Raw genomic sequence first — 18,310 nt, 5'->3', positions numbered from 1 at the left:
GATGAGCCAATTGATCAAGGTCCAGGACCTGCGAGTCGTCGCCAGCGCAGACAGCGGTGACATCGAAATCGTCAAAGGCGTGAGCTTTGCTCTGGAGAAAGGAGAAGTACTGGCGCTGATCGGTGAGTCCGGGTCAGGCAAAACCACAATTGCCCTGGCCTTGCTCGGTTATGCCCGACGCGGCTGCCGTCTGGCCGGTGGCTCGGTGCAGATCGGCGAGCACGACATGCTCGATTTGCCGGAAGGCGTCCTGCAAGGGTTGCGCGGTAACCGGGTGTCGTACATCGCACAAAGCGCAGCCGCAGCGTTCAACCCTGCAAAACGGCTCATCGATCAAGTCATCGAAGGCGCGCTGATTCATGGGCTCGGCAAGCGCGCAGAGCTTGAAGTAAAAGCCGTCGAGCTGTTTCGTGACCTGTCATTGCCCAACCCGGAACACATCGGCCAGCGCTTCCCGCACCAGGTTTCCGGAGGCCAGTTGCAACGGGTCATGGCGGCGATGGCGCTGATCAGCGATCCGGTACTGGTGATCCTGGATGAGCCCACGACGGCGCTGGACGTTACGACGCAAATCGATGTGCTGCGGGCGTTCAAGCGCGTCGTGCGCGAGCGTGGCGCGACAGCTGTCTACGTCTCGCATGACCTGGCAGTCGTGGCGCAAATGGCCGACCAGATTGTGGTACTCAAGGGCGGCCAGATCGTCGAGCAAAGTAATACCGCAGCGTTGCTTAAAGATCCGGGGCATCCCTACACCCGCAGCCTGCTGGCCGCTGCCCGCCCCGACGCGACACTGCGCCCGGCCAGTGAGGTCGCGCAGAATGTGCCGTTGCTGACCATCACTGAAATGTCAGCCGGTTATGGCAATAAAGACATGCAAGGCATGCCGATGATTCGCGTGCTTGAAGACATAGACCTGACTATTAATCGGGGTCAGGCGATTGGCGTGATTGGCGAGTCGGGCTCGGGCAAGTCCACTCTCGCCCGGGTCGTGGCGGGGCTGCTTGATCCGGCACGAGGCAGCTTGAGATTTGACGGGCAGCCGCTGTCCGGCGACCTGGCCGGACGTACTGACGATCAATTCCGACGCATTCAAATGGTGTTCCAGAATGCCGACACCGCGCTGAACCCGATGCACAGCATCAGCACCATTCTCAGCCGTCCGTTGAAGATGTACTTCAACCTCAAAGGGGCTGCCTTGCGTCAGCGCATCGATGAATTACTCGATCTGGTGCGCCTGCCTCGTGAGCTGGCTGAGCGTCGTCCCAGCGAACTGTCCGGTGGGCAAAAGCAGCGGGTCAATCTGGCCCGGGCACTGGCTGCAAAACCGGACCTGATCCTCTGCGATGAAGTGACTTCAGCGCTGGATACAGTGGTCGGCGCAGCGATTCTGGAATTGCTCGGCGATTTGCGCCGGGAGCTGGGTGTGTCGTACCTGTTCATCAGCCACGACATTTCCACCGTGCGCGCGCTGTGCGACGACATTGTGGTGATGTACAGCGGTCATAAGGTCGAAGAAGGCAGCCGTGAGTCCTTCAGCCATACGCCGTTTCACCCCTACACCGACTTGCTGGTGCATTCGGTCCCTGAGCTGCGTCAGGGCTGGCTGGAAACCTGTGGCACGACCACGTGCGGCACGCTGCCGCCCATCAGCCCGCCGATCAACATGCCGCAGCTGTGTACCTTTTTGAATCGCTGCCCGCAACGCGTCGAAGGCTTGTGCAATCGCACCGCGCCTGGCCGTCGTGAAATAGCCGGAGGCAGTGAAGTACTCTGCCATCTGGACAGCAACGCGCTGCGCAAAAACCAACAGGATCTGGAAGACATAACCGTGGGAGCCTACGCATGAAAGGGCGTTTTGTAAGGCTGGGCGAGCGCGACCGGGCCACGGTGAGCCTGGTGGTGGACGGCGCACCGATTGAAGCGCTGCAGGGCGATACTTTGATGGTCGCACTGCTGACCCAAGGCGTATCGCTGCGCCAGTCAGAATTCGATCCCGGCCGACGTGCCGGTTTCTGCCTGATGGGCGCCTGCCAGGACTGCTGGGTCTGGACCCGCTCCGGCGAGCGTTTGCGCGCCTGCTCAAGTGAAGCCCGTGAAGGGCTGGATATCGTCACCACACAACCGGAGGCGACATGGCCACTCCACGGGTAGTGATTGTAGGCGCCGGGCCAGCCGGTACGCGCTGTGCTCAGACGTTGATTGCGGCGGGGATCAAACCGATTCTGATCGATGAAAACCGTCGCGACGGCGGGCAAATCTATCGCCGTCAGCCCGAAGGTTTCAAACGCGATTACGCGGCGCTGTATGGCACCGAAGCCGATAAGGCCCGGGATCTGCACCAGACCTTTGACCGACTGCGCGAGCACATCGATTACCGCCCCGACACACTGGTCTGGAACCTCAGCCAAGGACAGTTGTGCTGCGTCCATCAGGGCCGGCACTCCGTACTGAACTACGACGCGCTGATTCTCTGCACCGGTGCCACAGACCGGCTGATGCCCATCAAGGGCTGGCAACTGGCAGGGACTTATAGCCTCGGCGGCGCGCAGATTGCACTCAAGGCGCAATCCGTTTCCATCGGTCACAAAGTCGTGTTCATGGGCAGCGGTCCCTTGCTGTACCTGGTCGCCAGCCAATACGTGAAAGCCGGGGCAGAAGTGGCTGCCGTGCTGGACACCTCGCCGCTGAGCAAGCGGATCATGGCTACGCCCAAGCTGCTGGCGCGCCCCGGTGTGCTGCTCGAAGGCATGAAATTACTCGCGCGCCTGCGCAGCGCCAAGGTGCCGGTGCATCTGGGTGTCGAGCCTTCGCAGGTAATGGGCGACGCTCAAAGCGGTGTCAGCGGCGTGCATTTCAAAGACGGCAAAGGCAACACACAACATCTGGACTGCGATGCCGTGGCACTGGGGTATCACCTACGACCGGAAACTCAGCTGGCTGATCTGGCGGGTTGTCGTCTGCGTTTTGACGAGGTCTCCAGCCAGTGGCTGCTGGATGTCGATGAGGTCGGACGTACTTCAGTCAGTGGTGTTTACGCCGCAGGCGACGGTGCGAAAATCCGTGGCGCAGATGCCGCGGAGCAAGCCGGTCGCCTCGCGGCACTGGCCGTTCTGCAAGACCTGAAACTCCCGGTAGATATCACCGTGATGCAAACGCAAACGCGCCAGTTGGCCGTCATGGATCGCTTCCGGGTCGGGTTGGCCGAAGCCTTCCCCTGGCCATCGGCGCAAGCCAAATCGCTGCCAGACGAAACAATCATCTGCCGCTGCGAAATGATCAGCGCAGGCGAACTACGTGGCGTAGTCCGGGAAAAAGGTGCCTGTGAAGTCAACCGCGCCAAAGCCTTCAGCCGGGTCGGCATGGGCCGCTGCCAGGGGCGCTATTGTTCGCAGGCCGGGGCAGAAGTGATCGCCGCCGAGGCGGGCGTCTCCGTGGAGCTGGTAGGCCGTCAACGAGGTCAGGCACCGATCAAGCCGTTGTCGATGCTCACTGATGAGGTCGTGTCATGAAACAGCAAAAATCCGATGTACTGATTGTCGGCGGCGGATTCATGGGTTCGGCCACCGCGTTTTTCCTGCGCCAGCGTGGCCAGTCGGTGACCCTTCTTGAGCGCGACATGATCGGCCAGTACGCCAGCGGCGTTAACTTCGGCAACGTGCGGCGTCAGGGTCGTTTCCTCGGTCAACTGGAACTGGCTAACCGCTCCCGCGCCTTGTGGGGCAGGCTGCCGGAACTGATTGGCGAGGATCTGGAGTTTCTGCCGAGCGGCCACATGCGCGTCTGCTATCGCGAGGATGAAATCGCCGAGCTGGAGGCTTATGCCGCAGCACCCGAGGCCCGCGAACTGGATCTGCGTATCTACAGTGGCCGCGAACTGCATCAGCGTTTTCCATTTCTCGGCCCGGTGGTCAAAGGGGGGTCTTACGCCCCTCACGACGGGCACGCCAATCCGCGTCTGGCTGCGCCCGCTTTTGCCCGCGCAGCGATCCGTGCCGGTGCGCGGATTGAGGAACGCACTGAAGTCACCGAGGTACAGAAAGTCGGTAATCAGTTTGAAGTCACGACCAGTGACGGCCGCGTGTTCAGCGCCGACCAATTGCTGATTACCGCGGGAGCCTGGGGGCAAAAGCTTTCAGCGCAGTTCGGTGAGCCGGTGCCGCTGGACACCTTCGGCCCGCAAATGGCCGTCACCGAACCGGTGCCCTACGCGCTGCCGACCGTCATCGGCGTCTATACCAAAATCGCCGAAGAGGTCATTTATTTCCGGCAGATCCCCCGTGGCAATATCATCATTGGCGGCGGCTTTCGCAGCAAACCGGACATGGTCAACAAACGGGTCGCAGTAGAGCCCCGCAGCACCATCAATCAATTGCAGCAGATGCGGCGTTTACTGCCGGGCATCGCCAACCTCAACATCATTCGGGTGTGGAGCGGCATCGAAGGCTATCTGCCGGATTCATTACCAGTCATAGGCCGTAGCGGCACTGTCGACGGTTTGTTTTACGCCTTCGGCTTCTGCGGCCATGGCTTTCAGCTGGGTCCCGGCGTGGGTGATGTGATGGCCGAACTGCTCAGCACCGGCAGCACCAGTACCTCGATTGCGCCCTTCGACATCCGCCGCTTCGCCAGTGCTAATACTCAACAGAGCAAAGCCTCATGAAGCCGCGTGTACGAGAGATACTCAGCCGCCTGCTGGCATTCGATACAGTGTCCTCTGAATCGAACATGGCACTGATTGAATACGTTCGGGATTTGCTGGCGACCAAGGGCATCGAGGCGCTGATCGTCAAGGATGAAACCGGGCACAAGGCCAACCTGTTCGCCAGCACCGGACCAACCGATCAGCCAGGGATTTTGCTTTCAGGCCACACCGATGTGGTGCCGGTCGCAGGGCAGGCATGGACCCTGCCACCGTTCAAGGCTACCGAGCGGGATGGGCGGATTTACGGTCGCGGCAGTTGCGACATGAAAGGCTTCATCGCATTGGCTATCGATAGCATGCTGGATGCAGCCGACCTGAATCTGACCCGTCCGCTGCAACTGGCGTTGTCCCACGACGAAGAGATCGGCTGCGTCGGTGTGCGACGTCTGCTCGACGTTCTGCATCTTGCGCCTCAGCGCCCTTTTCTGTGCATCGTCGGTGAACCCACCAACATGCAGTTCGCGCTGGGCCACAAAGGTAAAAGCTCGTTCCGGACGTTCTGTCGTGGTCAGGAAGCGCACTCCTCTCTCGCGCCGCTGGCCGTCAATGCGATTCATCTGGCCAGCGATTTCATTGCTTCATTGCGCCTCAGCCAAAAACAACTGCAACAACATGGCGCACAGGATGCCGACTACGACATTCCGTACAGCACGGTACACGTCGGCAGGATCGATGGCGGCAAGGCGCTGAATATCGTGCCGAATCTATGCACGCTGGATTTCGAGCTGCGCAATCTCAATGCGGATGATCCGGAACTGTTTCTCGATCAGTTGCGCGAACAGGCGGAGGCAATCGTTCGAGAAGCACGTAAGGTTTCGACCATAGCAGCCATCGAGATCGAAACCCTGAACGAATATCCCGGCCTGGACACTCATCCCAGCGTCGAAGCCGTGCGCATGCTGCAGGCGTTTGCACCTGCGGGCACTGGCAGCGTCAAAGTGTCCTACGGCACAGAAGGCGGCCTGTTCGCTCAGCGCCTGAACGTACCCGTGGTGGTCTGCGGCCCTGGCTCCATCGAGCAGGCACACAAGCCGGACGAGTTCATCGAGGTGAGTCAGATGATTGCCGGGCAGAAGTTTCTGGGGGGTTTGCTGGGGTCGTTGGTGCGCTGAACTGATCAACCTGAGACCTGTAGGAGCTCACCGAGTTTACGAGGCCAGCGATAGCGGAGTGTCAGATAGAACGCTATCGCTGCCTCGCGCTGCTCGTGAGCTCCACAGATATCTGTGGGCACTAGTAACCCTGCCCGCGATCCACTTGCCCGAGCATCGGCTCGCCGCGTTCGAAGCGTCGGATGTTTTCCAACAGGCCGGGGAATGCGCTATCCGGCTGGGTCATTGCCGCGATGTGCGGTGTGAGTAATATCTGTGGGTGACTCCAGAATGGATGCTCAGGGTCAGCAGGCTCCTGTTGCAACACATCAAGCACTGCCGCGCTGACGTGACCGCTGTGCAGGGCTTGCAGCAGATCCTGTTCAATCAAATGCCCGCCCCTGCCCATGTTCACCAAGGCCGCCCCTTTGGGCAGTTGCTCGAACAGTTCACGGTTCAGAATGCCCGTGGTTTGTTCGGTCAATGGCAGCACGCACACCAAAATGTCGCACTGATTCAGAAACGTCGGCAACTCTGCACTGCCCGCATAGCACACGACGCCCTCGATCTGGTGCTCGCTGCGCGCCCAGCCCGATAACTCAAAGCCAAAGTTCTGCAAGCTGGCGAGAATCTGCTGCGCCTGTAACCCAAGCCCCATCACGCCCACGCGACGTTTGTTCGCTGGCACAAGACGATGCGCCTGCCAGTGGCCTTCAAGCTGTTGCTGTCGGTAACGCAGCATGTCCCGGTGCAAGCTCAACACGGCGAAGCACGCGTACTCGCACATGCCCCGGCCAATCCCGGGATCCAGCAAACGTACCACCGGCAACGCCTCGGGCAGGCGACTCAAATCCAGCTGGTCGACACCTGCCGACAAGGCAAACACCACCTGCAAGTTCGGCAGCAGGGTTTGCAGATCATCCGGGGCAAGCCAGGCGGCAAGGTATGTGATGTCCCGAGGATCGCCGATGTCCGGCCAGGCGCGCCACTCGATATCCGGAGCGTGTTCGGCAAACAGTGCTTTCCACTGTTCACCCCGTGCGGGATCAGCTTTGTAGAGCAGCGCCATGAATGAGTCCTGAACATGAGGAAGGCATTCATGATGCCTGAGATGCAAAGCAGCATTGGCTGAAAGCACCGTGGCAACGGCGTAGCGTGCTGTTTATGGGAGGTGGCGCGAAAGATTCAATATCTGTTCGAGGCGTAGTGTTCAACTGGAACGTGCAGCTCTGCAAAAAAACACAAACTCTGGGGTTGAAATGCATCAGTCACGCAGCAAACACCGGACCTGTAGGAGCGACCGGGGTGGCGCTCCACCTTGCTCGCGATTCAGTCTGTCAGTCGATAAAGATATCGCCTGTTCTGACGCCATCGCGAGCAAGCTCACTCCTACAGTAAAAAGTCTGATGCAAAGTATGGTTGCCGTATCCAGCCTCAATCCTGCCGCTGAACCTGAACCCCCAGCGATTGCAGCGCGTCCCAGTAACCCGGGTAGGTCTTGCCGACGCAATCAGGGTCCTGAATCCGGATGCCTGCGATTTTCAGCCCGGCCAGCGCGAAGCACATGGCAATGCGGTGATCAGCGTGGGTGTCGATCAACGCGTCCACGGTACTGCCTGCCAACTGCGGGTTCGCGTGAACGATCAGGTCGTCACCCTCTTCCACCGCCAGCCCCGGTGCAATCGCACACAGCCCATGGGACAACGCGGAAATACGGTCGCATTCCTTGACCCGTAGATTCGCGATGCCAACGAAGCGCACTGGCTGATTATTGAACGCAGCGAGCACGGCCAGGGTTGGAATCGCATCCTGCATTTGCGAACCGTCAATCACTGACGGCATGTTCGGGAAGCGCTCGATTAACTGGCTGGCCAAGGCATCAGGCTGAGTGAAATCTTCGGTCGCAACACCCAGATCGATATTACCGCCGGTGATAGCCTGCGCGGCCCACAGGTAAGTGGCTGCAGACGCATCCGGCTCGATGTGGAAATCAGTGGCTTTGTAGCCGGTGGCCGAGACTTTCCACGCCGTATCACTGATAACTTCGACTTCAGCACCAAAGGCTTTCATCGCCGCCAGTGTCAGGTCGACATAACCGCGCGCGCCAATATCACTGCCGGTCAGCGCGACTTCAATCGGGCCTTTGCCGCAGGCTCCAGCCATCAACAGCGCAGAGACGTACTGACTGGACAGGTTGCCATCGATTTCGATACGTCCCGCAGCCAGACCACCCTGCCCCTTGATTGCCACAGGCGGACAGCCGGTGGGCGAACTGACGTCGACGCCCATGCGCTGCAGAGCATCAACCAGCGGACCAATAGGACGCTTGCGCATGTACTCATCGCCATCAACGACAAAGTCACCCTGGAAATTAGCCAGCGCTGCCGTCAGAAAACGCGTAGCCGTGCCTGCGTTACCCAGGAACAGCGCTTGCGAAGGTGCAAGCCACTGGCCGTTGCTGGTGACCACGAAGGTGCTGTCATCCGGCTCGTCAACCTGCACGCCCATCAGGCGCAAGGCTTCGGACATCACACGCGTGTCGTCACTTTTAAGCGCACCGCTCAGGCGACTGGTGCCTTTGGCCAGGCCTGCGAGCAACAGCGCACGGTTGGTGATGGATTTCGAGCCTGGCGGGCTCACACGCCCGATCAATGGCTGGTCGACAGGGGTTACTGTGAGTGTGGATTGTGGTCGCATGATGTCCGTGATCGTCGCCGGAAAAACGTCGATCCTACCAGCAATCGGCGGCTTATTCGTCCACCGACACCTGATTGCGACCGTTTTTCTTCGACAGATAAAGCGCCCGGTCAGCCCATTCAATCAGGGTTTTATATTCGCTGGTCGGCTTGGACAGGTCGGCAACGCCAAGGCTGATCGTGCACTTGATCGCATGACCCTCGTGCTGCACGGTCTCAGCTTCCACCGCCAGGCGTAAACGCTCGCAGAACACTTTGGCACCGGCTTTATTGGTGTCAGGCAGCAGCACCGCGAATTCTTCGCCACCATAACGCCCGGCAATGTCGGCATCACGCACATGCTTGCGCATGACCTGAGCGACGCGTTGAATCACCTTGTCACCCGCTTGATGGCCAAACGCATCGTTAACCCGTTTGAAGTGATCGATATCGCACATCACCAGGGAGGACACGCCGCTGTATCGCGTGTGCCGAGCGTATTCCAGCTTGAGCAACTCTTCCCAATGCCCACGATTGAACAGGCCGGTAAGGTGATCGGTACTGGAAAGCTTTGCCAACTCGTGGTTGGCCGTCTGCAGCAGATGGCGGTTAGTGGCCACATCCGTCACGTCGTAGATCACCAGGCAGATGTGGGTGATCTCGCTGTTGGTCGAGCGCAGCGGGAACATCGTGGTGTTCTGGTACATGAAGTCTTCGCGGCCAGTGATCGGCTGGTAGTTCTTGAACCGCACCAGATAAGGCCGCTGCTCCCATATGGTGAACGCAGGCGTGCCCAGGGTAATCACGTTGTCGACTTTTTTGCTGAACCACTTAGGATTGAGCTCCGGGAACAACTTGAAGATCGACTGCCCGGCAGCGTCATAAGGCACCACGCCAGAGCGGTTCTCCATGAAGGTGTTCCAGACCTGCACACGATAATCGCGGTCGAGTACCACAATACCGACGTCGATGTTCTGGGTGACGGTCAGCAGCCAATGAAGCTCTTTGATATCGATCTGATTGCTCATGGGTCAGCTCATCAAGTACGCGAGTTTTTTCGTCAGGCGATCGACCGAATCTTCGGTGAACAACATCAGCAAGTCGAAGTTGATGCTATGCCCCTCAACGCTGTAGCTGAGCTCAACGGCCAGGGTTTTCTGCCAGCGTGCCTGATTGATACTGATCAGTTGGTCAATGCCCACCTGTGAACCCAGCATCTGCGGGTGCCCTTGGGAGAATTCCACGTCGATCTGCTCGGCAATCCCGCTCAGACACGCACCAATCAGGATCGTGGACAGATCGAGGAGCATTTCCTCGTCGGTGTAGTCCGCCGAGTCGCGGTGCATCAGCGAGCCCATGTCGGCGATGTCCGAGTCATGGAAGATCAACAGCGCTTCGCCCGCGATGCCGCCACCGATGTAGCCCTGGCAGATTGCGGTCAACCGGTCACTGCTGTGCGCGTCCGCCAACGCCATGTGCAACTCACCGACCTCGAACATGTTGACGGTTGGCACCGGCAACTGCACGAACACGCCCAACACCTTGGCCAGCAGGGCTGCGGCGCGACCCATGGCGACGTTGATGGTTTCGCGAAACGCGTCCTGAAAACTGATGATCGCGCCGGTCATGGCGGGCGCAATAGTCGGGACCGGAGCAGGCTCGCCCAGCAGACCCAGCCGGGTCAGCGTCTGCTTCAGCTCATCGGGGTCAGCCGGCTTTTTGATGAACGCCAGTGCGCCCAACTCCATGACCCGCCGCACGGCTTCGTCCTGAACGTCCCCGGAAACAACAATGATCTTGGCGTCGAGGTTTTCAGCGCGAATGGCGGCAAGCGTCTGATAGCCGTCCATGACCGGCATGGTCAGGTCCAGCAACATGACCTCGCCCAAGCCACGACGCACCGCATCGAGGCCTTCGAGCCCATTGGTCGCCTGCGTAACCGACACGCCCCACTCCGCAGGCAACGCCCTCAGCAACTGCTTGCGGGCCATGTTGGAGTCGTCGCAAATCACCAAGGGAATCATCGGCATTGCATTGCTTCTCACTGCAAAAGAGTTCTGGCGCAAGTATCAGCGGGTTTCATTTCATAAGCGAGTGGTTAACACATGTCTTATTAAACAACCGTTTAGAGCATTTAACTGGCGTCAAATAATTACGTTCACTCGCTTACAAACAATCAATATCCGTGCTCATCTATTCATACATCGGCAGTGCCTGATAATTCTGCAATTAACTCGCCAACGAAACAGCATTCGTGAGCGTAATTGAGTTCTATCGTGACCTTCATGCATCGTTACCCCCCGCCCCATCGCAACCAAAAGCACAAACGTACCAAAAATAACCATTCTGGCTATAGGCTCTTTCACAGTCGGCCCTTAGAATCCTTGCCACACTGGCACACGGTCGTTGTCGTTTGCACCGCTGCGCCCATTCAAGGATCAGATGCTGTTCAGTGCGATGTCGGGCAGCGTTCAAGGGCATGATGCGTTCAGTATGAATACACCCGTTACGTTGTCTGCCGGGCACACCGGCTCAGGGCTCAACGCCCGGTCCTCATCGTTTTTGCTTCGTCTGGTCGCGGTCGCCATTACCACGGTGGTGTTTATCATCGATACGGTGACGTCGCTGGACGTCGCGGTGGCGGTGCTCTATGTCGCGGTTATTTTGTTGTCGGTGAATATCTTCAGTCGACACGGTTTGACGATCGTTGCCCTGAGTTGCCTGTCGCTGACGATCATTTCCTTTCTGCTGACTCACGGCCAGGACGCCGAGTTGCCTGCCGTTGCCCGCTGTCTGGTGAGCATTGCTGCAATAGGCATCACGACGGTGCTGGCGCGCAGCAACAAAGCGGTCAATGACCGGTTGCAGGAGCAGGTCTGTCTGCTCGCCGAAGCGCATCAAGCATTGCGTCGCAGTGAAGCGTTTCTGATTGATGCTCAGCGCTTGAGCCGCACTGGCAGTGTTGGTTTCCGTGTTCCGGATCTGGAGATGCACTGGTCGGAAGAGACCCAGCGGATCTTCGAGTACGAAGCGGGCTCTCACGCGTCCATTGATCGGGTCCTGCAAAGAACTCATCCCGATGACTTGCTACTGGTGGTGGACGCCATTGCCAAGGCCCGGGACCTGACGCCGGACCTGAGCGTCGAACACCGTCTGCTCATGCCTGACGGGCGCATTAAATACCTGCACATGCTTGCGCACCTGACCCACGATCAGGATGGTCATTGCGAATACGTCGGAGCGTTGATGGACGTAACGGCCGCCAAGCAAGCCGAGGAAGCGCTGCACCGCTCGCAAACCGAGCTGGCGCACGTGACCCGCGTTACAACCCTTGGCGAGCTGGCCGCATCGATTGCTCATGAAGTGAATCAGCCATTGGCCGCGGTCACGACCAACGCTGAGGCTTCGCTACGCTGGCTCAATCGCCGAGAGCCGGATATCAATGAAGCAGCTCAGGCGCTGGAGCGCATCCTCAGCGAAACCTTCAGGGCCAGCGAAGTGATCCGTCGTATTCGCGCCCTGTCTCGCAAAGCCGATCCACAACGGGCGCCAGTGGACTTGCGGGAAGTAATAGAAGAATCTGTGAGCCTGGTTGCCCGTGAAATCCAGCGAGCCCGGGTTGAGCTGGTGCAAGAGATCGCCAGTGACGCGCCCTGTGTGATGGGCGACCGTATTCAGTTGCAGCAAGTGCTGATCAACTTGCTGATCAATGGCATGCAGGCCATGAGTGGTCATCATGGTTCGTCGCGCAAAATGAGCCTGCGTTTAAGCCATGAGTCGCAAAACGAAGTCGTCATAGAAGTGCGTGACAGCGGTCCGGGAATTCAGCCGGATGACATGGGTCGTTTGTTCAACGCTTTTTTCACCACAAAACCTGAAGGCATGGGTATGGGGTTGTCGATCTGTCGCTCGATTATCGAGGCGCACGGCGGTCGGATCTGGGCCCAGAGCCAACCTGGCGCAGGGGCCGCGCTGCTCTTCGCCCTCCCCCAACAAGAAGAAACAGACGATGAATGACGATCACCCGATGAACAGAAGTGCGGTCAAAGTCAGCCACGATCCGATCGTGTTCATTGTCGATGACGACGCTGCCCTGCGTGATGCCTTGAGCAGCCTGCTGCGCTCTATAGGCCTGCGGGTCGAGACGTTTCCTTCGGTGGCAGACTTCACTCAGTTTCAGCGGCCCGATGTGCCGAGTTGTCTGGTGCTCGATGTTCGTCTGCAAGGGACCAGCGGCCTCGACTTCCAGAACGAACTGGTACGCGCCAACGTCAACCTGCCCATCGTGTTCATGACTGGCCACGGCGATATCGCCATGACTGTCCGGGCGATGAAGGCCGGGGCGGTGGACTTTCTGGCGAAACCCTTCCGCGAGCAGGACTTGCTGGACGCGGTGACCTCGGCGCTGGAGAAAGACAAGAACGGACGCCAGGCCAACAAGAACGCCAATGAAATCCGCGCGCGCTTTGAAACTCTGACAGCCCGGGAGAAAGAGATCATGGGCCTCGCGGCCTCGGGGTTGATGAACAAGCAGATCGCTGGAGAAATCGGCCTGAGCGAAATCACCGTCAAGATCCATCGCGGCCACGCAATGAAAAAGATGAACGCCAAGTCGTTTGCTGAGCTGGTGCGCATGGCCGAGGCGCTGGAGCTGGGGAAATAGCCTTTTCATGCTAGCCGTAGGACCGGCTTTCGCCGGGAGGGCGATCTTTCAGACGCACTTGATAAAGCGAATGTGCTGACGCCCTCCCGGCTAAAGCCGGTCCTACAGTTTCAGGACAGCGGGCATAACGAGGGCCGTGGCAAAACCCACCACTCCAATGTATCCACACTGATACCAATAACCCTAAGTTTCTATACACCCGTATGATGTTGAATTGCCGCAATACCGCGTATCGTTAAGTTATTAAATCGAGACATTCGTTAACTTCATTCTCGATTTCCATCAGGTAATGCGGCATGTCTATTCCACTGACCATTTCAATCGTCGACGATGACGAATCCGTTCGAATCGCGATCGACAGTCTTGTGCGCTCTGTCGGCTACCACTCGGCCTTGTTTTCATCCCCTCTGGAGTTCCTCGGCTCGGCCTCGCGGGCCAGCAGCGCCTGCTTGATTACTGACGTGCAGATGCCTGACATGAGCGGCCTGGAGCTGCAGGACAGACTTAATGAACAGGGCAGTCAGATCCCGATCATTTTCATCACTGCCTTCCCGGAAAAGCCCATCGAAAAACGCGCATTGGATGCCGGGGCCAAGGCCTTCCTGACCAAACCATTCTGCGGTAAAACCATGCTTGAACATATTGAAAACGCCGTGAATTCCAGGGTGCACTAATCGTTACGTAGTTAAGCCGTGATTAAACTCACGTATAAAAATCTGAACTCATGCATTAGATGTTGCCCCTCATGTACAAGCGCATTTATTACTTACTTTACTTAAAGTAATTGCATGCCGGATTCAGCTTCTGAGTGTTCATGGAACCGGCTCTATCGATCAGTCCATGCACAATGGCTTCGGCCCAGGTAGCAAATGCGATGAACAGATATGACGTGACGGGCAATGACCACAATCCGCTGCTGGGTCTGGGTGCTTTTGAGCACATGCACGGGGTATTCTCGTCGCTCAGTAAACCTGCCGCGTTTATCGCCGCCACCTGCGAGGCGTCCATTCGACTGGCCGTGTCCAGCGACGTCGAGTATGCGCTGCTGCCCATGCTGTTGCGTCGCCTGCGGGTTGAAGCGCCGGGTGTTTCGCTGACCGTAGTGCGGGCCGATCCCGAGCAGATGCCAGCGTTGCTGGCGTCCGGCGAAGTCAGCTTGAGTATTGGCCTCAGCACCGCATCTGATGCCACTCATCATCGCGCATCACTACGACGGGTACGCCCGGTCGTATTGCGCACCGACACAATGCCTGATCAGGTGTGCCTGAGCGAACTGTGCCGCCGCCCGCACGCACGGGTGTCTTTTGCATCGAATATGGACCGGGATATCGATCAGACACTGAGAGACGCCGGGTTACAGCGCAAAGTGCTGCTATCCGTCTCGCAATTCAATGTTCTGCCTGCGTTGCTGGCTCAAACAGACATGCTCGCTCTGGTGCCCGATTATGTGGCGCAGGCGATGGTTGCTCAGGGTGGGCTGCGCAGCGATCCCTTGCCTTTGCCCGCGATGGATTTCGATCTGGTCATGAGCTGGGGCGTCCAGGCAAACAATGACCCGGCCGGGCGCTGGCTGCGCTCGCGGTGCAGGATGTTTTTGGGGGAGTGAAGTCCTCTGCAGGAACGACCGGGTGGCGATCCACGCTGTTGGCATCAACGATAACGCGGTATGGCTTCTAGCTGCGTCTCATGCATCGCGGGCAAGCCCTGCTCCCACAAACGGCGCGGTGCCATGGACACCGAGGGCGCTGCTGCACGTCATTTTGTCGGGAGAATCAAACCACAGGCAGGACCGATTCGATGCAGTCAATCAGCACGGTGGCATTGAAGGGCTTGCCAAAGAAACCGACGGCACTGCCGGTCATGGCGCGTTTGCGCACGGACTCTTCAGGGAAGGCAGTGATGAAGATGGTCGGGATCTGCACACCCTGACGGTTCAGTTGCTCGTGCAGTTCAACGCCGCTCATGCCAGGCATTTGCACATCGGTAATGAGGCAATCTGCTTTTTTCAGGCAAGGGGAAATCAGGAACTCCTCGGCCGAAGCAAACAGGCAGGCGACGAAACCCAAGGAGCGAACAAGACTATCAAGGCCAGTGCGGACAGCAGTGTCGTCGTCGACGACCGCGATCACCGGGGATTTAGCCAAACCAGTTACCTTCAATACCAATGAGTAGAAGTGCCGATGATCTGCGCACTCATGGCCTGCACGGTAACCAGCCCGGCACGTTCCTGAAATCATACCCACGTATAAAGCACGGATTAAAACGACCGACGGGCTAAATATTGACCATTTGGACAGAATCGGGCGACGGCGCTGCCATGCAATATAGAGGGCACGAGACCGCGCAGACCTGTAAACCCATCCCGGTAGGAGCGAACTTGTTCGCGAAATATGTCGCTGACACACCGCCTCGCCAACAAGTTGCCTCCTACCCGAAAGCGACGAGCCAATCCACCGCGCTGCAACGGTGGGAGCGAATTCATTCGCGAAGAGGCCAGTCCATACGCCGCAGATGTAGCGCCTGAAATACCGCCTTCCCGGATGAATCCGCTCCCGCAGGTTTGTCTGGCAAACCGTGCCATCGTTTATCGCGAGGCGCCTACAACCCGCTCTTGATGACCTCATACGGCGTCTGCAAATCACGCTCCGGAATTTCCCAGATCAGCAATTGAGGCGGAGTCTGCTTGAAGGCCGGGCTGTCGAAATAGACATTGGCGGCACCGGAGAACTCCCCACCGTCCTTACCGAAGTTACCAATCGGTGCTCCCAGGGCCAACTGCAGAAAGCCCGCGAAATTGGAGTTGCGCGAGAACGAAGTGCCGATCAGGGCGACGTTAGGCAGATTGTCATCCCCGAACAGGTCGTCGAGGTTGTCACCGCCGTTCTGCACGGTTTGAGCTCGCTCGGTGATTTCACTGGCGGCGACGCTTTCTGGAGTCGGCTGCAATGAAACGGGCAGCCAGTCGATCCCGGCCAGACGCACCAGGTCGCCAGGACGCGGGGCCGGTGGCGCGTTGCGTACGTCGAAGTTTTTTTGCGGCGTGGCTTGCATACCTGAAGCCTGGACTTGGGCTGCGACCGCCTTGGCAGCAGCGTCGGCACCGGTCTCGCTCCAGTGTGTGTCGGTACGCAGATAGGCTTTGGCGCCAATCGGTTGCAGGGTCGACGTGAGGTCCAGCGCGTTGACGCCTTTGCTGTGCAACGCAGCGGTCCAGCTGGAAACCCGGTCACGCAGTTGTGCCGGGCGACTCACACCGCACAGTTGCTCGGTAGCAATCCGGCTTTTATCCGGCACAACCGCCACCAGCAATTTCACACCACGCTTGGCCAACCGCTGCTGCAGGTCGATGACGGCTTGAGCTTTGGCATCGGCATTCGCTTGGGCATGGCGGTTGATTTTCAGCTCATCAGCAATGAACAACCAGCCTGGACAACCCTGACGTACACGCGGCCCCGTGTCGTTGAACACCAGCCAGCTGGCAGCGCGTTCCAGGTTGGCAGCTTGTTGCGCCAAAGTGGCGCCGGAGAGCTGCTTGGCGATTTTGTGAGTGACATCGCCATGCAGCACTTCATCAGTGGTGACGTTGGGCGGCAACAATTCGACTTTGCCATTCCAGAAAAGCCATGCGCAGGACAACAGGCCAACGGCCATGAAAGCTGCGAGCGTAAAACCCGCCACCGGGCTGATCCGGGTGGCGAGCTCGCTAGGCGGTACGGGTGTTACCGGGATCTTGGGCGAAACGATCTTTGGCGTAGTCATCAGAATTGGAAGTACAGAAAGGGTACGGCTTCGCGGCTGGCGATCAGAGCGAACGACAGCATGAAACCGGCCACGGGCCAAAGGGCGGCAGTCAGGGCAAAGAGCGCGCTGCCTCCGAATCGTTGTTCACAACGTTTTTGCAGCAATGGCGCGACGATGCAGAACACGCCCAGCAATGCCGCCAGGCCGTGTACGGGACGCAGAGTCACGGCCAGCGCATCCCCCAAAGCCATGCCATGCAGACCGAATTGACCGGCGTACATGTTCATTGCCGAATGGAAGTCCGGTGCGCGGAACAGCGTCCAGGCCAGGCACACGAACAGCAACGTCAAGGTGTGCGAAAGCAGCGCTGGAATGCGCGGCAGGCTCGAACGCGACCAGGCGCGGTCGACACACAAAGCAATGCCGTGTGCTGAACCCCACAGCAGGTAATTCCAGCTGTCGCCGCCGTGCCACAAGCCCGCGATGGCCATGGTCAGGAACAGATTGCGATAGGTTTTCCAGACGCCGTTACGGTTGCCGCCCAGGCCGATGTACAGGTAATCACGCAGCCAGCTGGACAACGACAAATGCCAGCGCCGCCAGAAGTCTTGAATGCTAATGGCCAGATACGGCCGGTTGAAGTTTTCCGGAAAGTGGAAGCCCAGCATCAGGCCCAGACCGATGGCCATGGCGCTGTAACCGGCGAAGTCGAAAAACAGCTGCAGCGAATAGGCCAGGCAACCGATCCAGGCGTCGACAAACGACGGATTTTCCAGATGGAACGCCACGTCTACCAGCGGCGACAACGTATCAGCCACCAGCACCTTCATGCACATGCCGATCATGAAACGGCGCGCACCGAGGGAGAAATTCTGCCAGTCGAAATAACGCTCGCTCAGCTCTCGACGAACCCAGTCATAGCGAATGATCGGCCCGGCGATGGAGTGACCAAACATGGAAATGTAGGTCGCGTAGTTAATGAAGCTGCGCTCTACCGGCACGGTATGCCGATGCACATCCACCAGATAGGAAATCGCCTGCAACACGATGAACGACAGCCCGGCGGGTAACGCCACGCGCTGCCACTCAAGGGGCATCGCGCCGTAATAGGTGATCAGCTCACTCCAGGTTCCGGCCACAATATTGGCGTACTTGTACCAGCAGAGCACCGCCGTGTTGAGGACGATAAAGCCGATCAACAGACGCATGCGCCCGCGTGATCCTTCTTGCGCACGGTCAACCAGTAAACCGCCAACAAAGGCGACGATGGTCAGCACGATGTGCAAGGACAGGAACAACGGACTCAGCCAGCCGTAGAACAACCAACTGCCAATCAGCAGGATGACGTTACGCCAGGCCGGTCTGGCCAGCGAATACACCAGCAAGAAGGCTGGCAGGAATAACGTCAGGAACTCGAGTGAGGCGAAAACCATGGCGA

The 18,310-nt window shown here is 58.5% G+C and carries 16 protein-coding genes; 9 read left to right on the top strand and 7 right to left on the bottom strand.

The window, feature by feature from the left end:
* The first annotated feature begins 1 nt into the window (after position 1).
* Genes ACYASS_RS23370 through argE form a run of 5 tightly spaced genes read left to right on the top strand, consistent with a single transcriptional unit; the run spans position 2 to position 5,814 of the window.
* On the top strand, positions 2 to 1,846 hold the full coding sequence (locus tag ACYASS_RS23370; RefSeq protein ID WP_463587877.1) for an ABC transporter ATP-binding protein: 1,845 nt from the start codon (positions 2 to 4) through the stop codon (positions 1,844 to 1,846).
* Positions 1,843 to 2,151, top strand: a complete 309-nt coding sequence (locus tag ACYASS_RS23365) for a (2Fe-2S)-binding protein (protein WP_122666842.1) — start codon at positions 1,843 to 1,845, stop codon at positions 2,149 to 2,151. The genes ACYASS_RS23370 and ACYASS_RS23365 overlap by 4 nt, the downstream gene beginning before the upstream one ends.
* Positions 2,133 to 3,509 carry an FAD/NAD(P)-dependent oxidoreductase gene (locus ACYASS_RS23360; protein WP_463587876.1) on the top strand — a complete coding sequence of 459 codons (1,377 nt, stop codon included), beginning with the start codon at positions 2,133 to 2,135 and terminating at the stop codon, positions 3,507 to 3,509. The genes ACYASS_RS23365 and ACYASS_RS23360 overlap by 19 nt, the downstream gene beginning before the upstream one ends.
* The gene (locus ACYASS_RS23355) at positions 3,506 to 4,660 is read left to right on the top strand and encodes an NAD(P)/FAD-dependent oxidoreductase (protein WP_463587875.1); all 1,155 of its coding nucleotides are present in this window, start codon (positions 3,506 to 3,508) and stop codon (positions 4,658 to 4,660) included. Before ACYASS_RS23360 ends, ACYASS_RS23355 begins: the two co-directional genes overlap by 4 nt.
* Positions 4,657 to 5,814: an acetylornithine deacetylase gene (gene argE, locus ACYASS_RS23350; RefSeq protein ID WP_463587874.1), complete on the top strand. Its 1,158-nt coding sequence runs from the start codon at positions 4,657 to 4,659 to the stop codon at positions 5,812 to 5,814. Before ACYASS_RS23355 ends, argE begins: the two co-directional genes overlap by 4 nt.
* Before the next feature lie 121 nt (positions 5,815 to 5,935).
* Here the strand turns inward: argE and ACYASS_RS23345 are convergent, their stop codons facing one another.
* The 4 genes from ACYASS_RS23345 to ACYASS_RS23330 form a co-directional block, all read right to left on the bottom strand.
* On the bottom strand, positions 5,936 to 6,862 hold the full coding sequence (locus ACYASS_RS23345; RefSeq protein ID WP_463587873.1) for a 2-hydroxyacid dehydrogenase: 927 nt from the start codon (positions 6,860 to 6,862) through the stop codon (positions 5,936 to 5,938).
* A gap of 365 nt (positions 6,863 to 7,227) precedes the next feature.
* Positions 7,228 to 8,490 carry a 3-phosphoshikimate 1-carboxyvinyltransferase gene (gene aroA / locus ACYASS_RS23340; RefSeq protein WP_463587872.1) on the bottom strand — a complete coding sequence of 421 codons (1,263 nt, stop codon included), beginning with the start codon at positions 8,488 to 8,490 and terminating at the stop codon, positions 7,228 to 7,230.
* Between the two features lie 52 nt (positions 8,491 to 8,542).
* Complete coding sequence (locus ACYASS_RS23335) at positions 8,543 to 9,496, bottom strand: sensor domain-containing diguanylate cyclase (RefSeq protein ID WP_463587871.1); 954 nt, start codon at positions 9,494 to 9,496, stop codon at positions 8,543 to 8,545.
* A 3-nt stretch (positions 9,497 to 9,499) separates the two neighbouring features.
* Entirely contained in the window at positions 9,500 to 10,498 is a 999-nt protein-coding gene (locus ACYASS_RS23330; RefSeq protein ID WP_463587870.1) for a response regulator, read from the bottom strand.
* Positions 10,499 to 10,874: 376 nt separating this feature from the next.
* Here ACYASS_RS23330 and ACYASS_RS23325 point away from each other — a divergent pair, with 376 nt between their 5' ends.
* The 4 genes from ACYASS_RS23325 (at position 10,875) to ACYASS_RS23310 (ending at position 14,737) form a co-directional block, all read left to right on the top strand.
* Positions 10,875 to 12,485, top strand: coding sequence for a sensor histidine kinase (locus ACYASS_RS23325; protein ID WP_463587869.1), 1,611 nt, complete (start codon positions 10,875 to 10,877; stop codon positions 12,483 to 12,485).
* On the top strand, positions 12,478 to 13,131 hold the full coding sequence (locus ACYASS_RS23320; RefSeq protein ID WP_463587868.1) for a response regulator transcription factor: 654 nt from the start codon (positions 12,478 to 12,480) through the stop codon (positions 13,129 to 13,131). The genes ACYASS_RS23325 and ACYASS_RS23320 overlap by 8 nt, the downstream gene beginning before the upstream one ends.
* Positions 13,132 to 13,427: 296 nt before the next feature.
* Positions 13,428 to 13,805, top strand: a complete 378-nt coding sequence (locus ACYASS_RS23315; RefSeq protein ID WP_463587867.1) for a response regulator transcription factor — start codon at positions 13,428 to 13,430, stop codon at positions 13,803 to 13,805.
* Between the two features lie 200 nt (positions 13,806 to 14,005).
* Positions 14,006 to 14,737, top strand: coding sequence for a LysR substrate-binding domain-containing protein (locus ACYASS_RS23310; RefSeq protein WP_463587866.1), 732 nt, complete (start codon positions 14,006 to 14,008; stop codon positions 14,735 to 14,737).
* Between the two features lie 166 nt (positions 14,738 to 14,903).
* Here ACYASS_RS23310 and ACYASS_RS23305 read toward each other — a convergent pair whose 3' ends face one another.
* The 3 genes from ACYASS_RS23305 to ACYASS_RS23295 all read right to left on the bottom strand — a co-directional run bounded on the left by ACYASS_RS23305 (position 14,904) and on the right by ACYASS_RS23295 (position 18,305).
* Positions 14,904 to 15,275 carry a response regulator transcription factor gene (locus tag ACYASS_RS23305; protein WP_463587865.1) on the bottom strand — a complete coding sequence of 124 codons (372 nt, stop codon included), beginning with the start codon at positions 15,273 to 15,275 and terminating at the stop codon, positions 14,904 to 14,906.
* Between the two features lie 454 nt (positions 15,276 to 15,729).
* Positions 15,730 to 16,890 carry an alginate O-acetyltransferase AlgX-related protein gene (locus tag ACYASS_RS23300; RefSeq protein ID WP_463587864.1) on the bottom strand — a complete coding sequence of 387 codons (1,161 nt, stop codon included), beginning with the start codon at positions 16,888 to 16,890 and terminating at the stop codon, positions 15,730 to 15,732.
* Positions 16,890 to 18,305, bottom strand: a complete 1,416-nt coding sequence (locus ACYASS_RS23295) for an MBOAT family O-acyltransferase (RefSeq protein WP_463587863.1) — start codon at positions 18,303 to 18,305, stop codon at positions 16,890 to 16,892. The genes ACYASS_RS23300 and ACYASS_RS23295 overlap by 1 nt, the downstream gene beginning before the upstream one ends.
* Positions 18,306 to 18,310 lie beyond the last annotated feature (5 nt).

This window comes from Pseudomonas sp. HP_14 (assembly GCF_055283875.1).
The sequence above is the reverse complement of the archived record's forward strand: the minus strand, read 5'-3'. Positions and strand labels throughout refer to the sequence as shown.

What these genes read in the sequence shown, in the direction of transcription:
- ACYASS_RS23310 (WP_463587866.1), top strand. Translation starts at nt 14,006, where the DNA reads ATGAACAGATATGACGTGACGGGCAATGACCACAATCCGCTGCTGGGT.
- ACYASS_RS23370 (WP_463587877.1), top strand. Translation starts at nt 2, where the DNA reads ATGAGCCAATTGATCAAGGTCCAGGACCTGCGAGTCGTCGCCAGCGCA.
- ACYASS_RS23300 (WP_463587864.1), bottom strand. Translation starts at nt 16,890, where the DNA reads ATGACTACGCCAAAGATCGTTTCGCCCAAGATCCCGGTAACACCCGTA.
- ACYASS_RS23365 (WP_122666842.1), top strand. Translation starts at nt 1,843, where the DNA reads ATGAAAGGGCGTTTTGTAAGGCTGGGCGAGCGCGACCGGGCCACGGTG.
- ACYASS_RS23295 (WP_463587863.1), bottom strand. Translation starts at nt 18,305, where the DNA reads ATGGTTTTCGCCTCACTCGAGTTCCTGACGTTATTCCTGCCAGCCTTC.
- ACYASS_RS23335 (WP_463587871.1), bottom strand. Translation starts at nt 9,496, where the DNA reads ATGAGCAATCAGATCGATATCAAAGAGCTTCATTGGCTGCTGACCGTC.
- aroA (WP_463587872.1), bottom strand. Translation starts at nt 8,490, where the DNA reads ATGCGACCACAATCCACACTCACAGTAACCCCTGTCGACCAGCCATTG.
- ACYASS_RS23355 (WP_463587875.1), top strand. Translation starts at nt 3,506, where the DNA reads ATGAAACAGCAAAAATCCGATGTACTGATTGTCGGCGGCGGATTCATG.
- ACYASS_RS23345 (WP_463587873.1), bottom strand. Translation starts at nt 6,862, where the DNA reads ATGGCGCTGCTCTACAAAGCTGATCCCGCACGGGGTGAACAGTGGAAA.
- ACYASS_RS23360 (WP_463587876.1), top strand. Translation starts at nt 2,133, where the DNA reads ATGGCCACTCCACGGGTAGTGATTGTAGGCGCCGGGCCAGCCGGTACG.
- ACYASS_RS23320 (WP_463587868.1), top strand. Translation starts at nt 12,478, where the DNA reads ATGAATGACGATCACCCGATGAACAGAAGTGCGGTCAAAGTCAGCCAC.
- argE (WP_463587874.1), top strand. Translation starts at nt 4,657, where the DNA reads ATGAAGCCGCGTGTACGAGAGATACTCAGCCGCCTGCTGGCATTCGAT.
- ACYASS_RS23315 (WP_463587867.1), top strand. Translation starts at nt 13,428, where the DNA reads ATGTCTATTCCACTGACCATTTCAATCGTCGACGATGACGAATCCGTT.
- ACYASS_RS23330 (WP_463587870.1), bottom strand. Translation starts at nt 10,498, where the DNA reads ATGCCGATGATTCCCTTGGTGATTTGCGACGACTCCAACATGGCCCGC.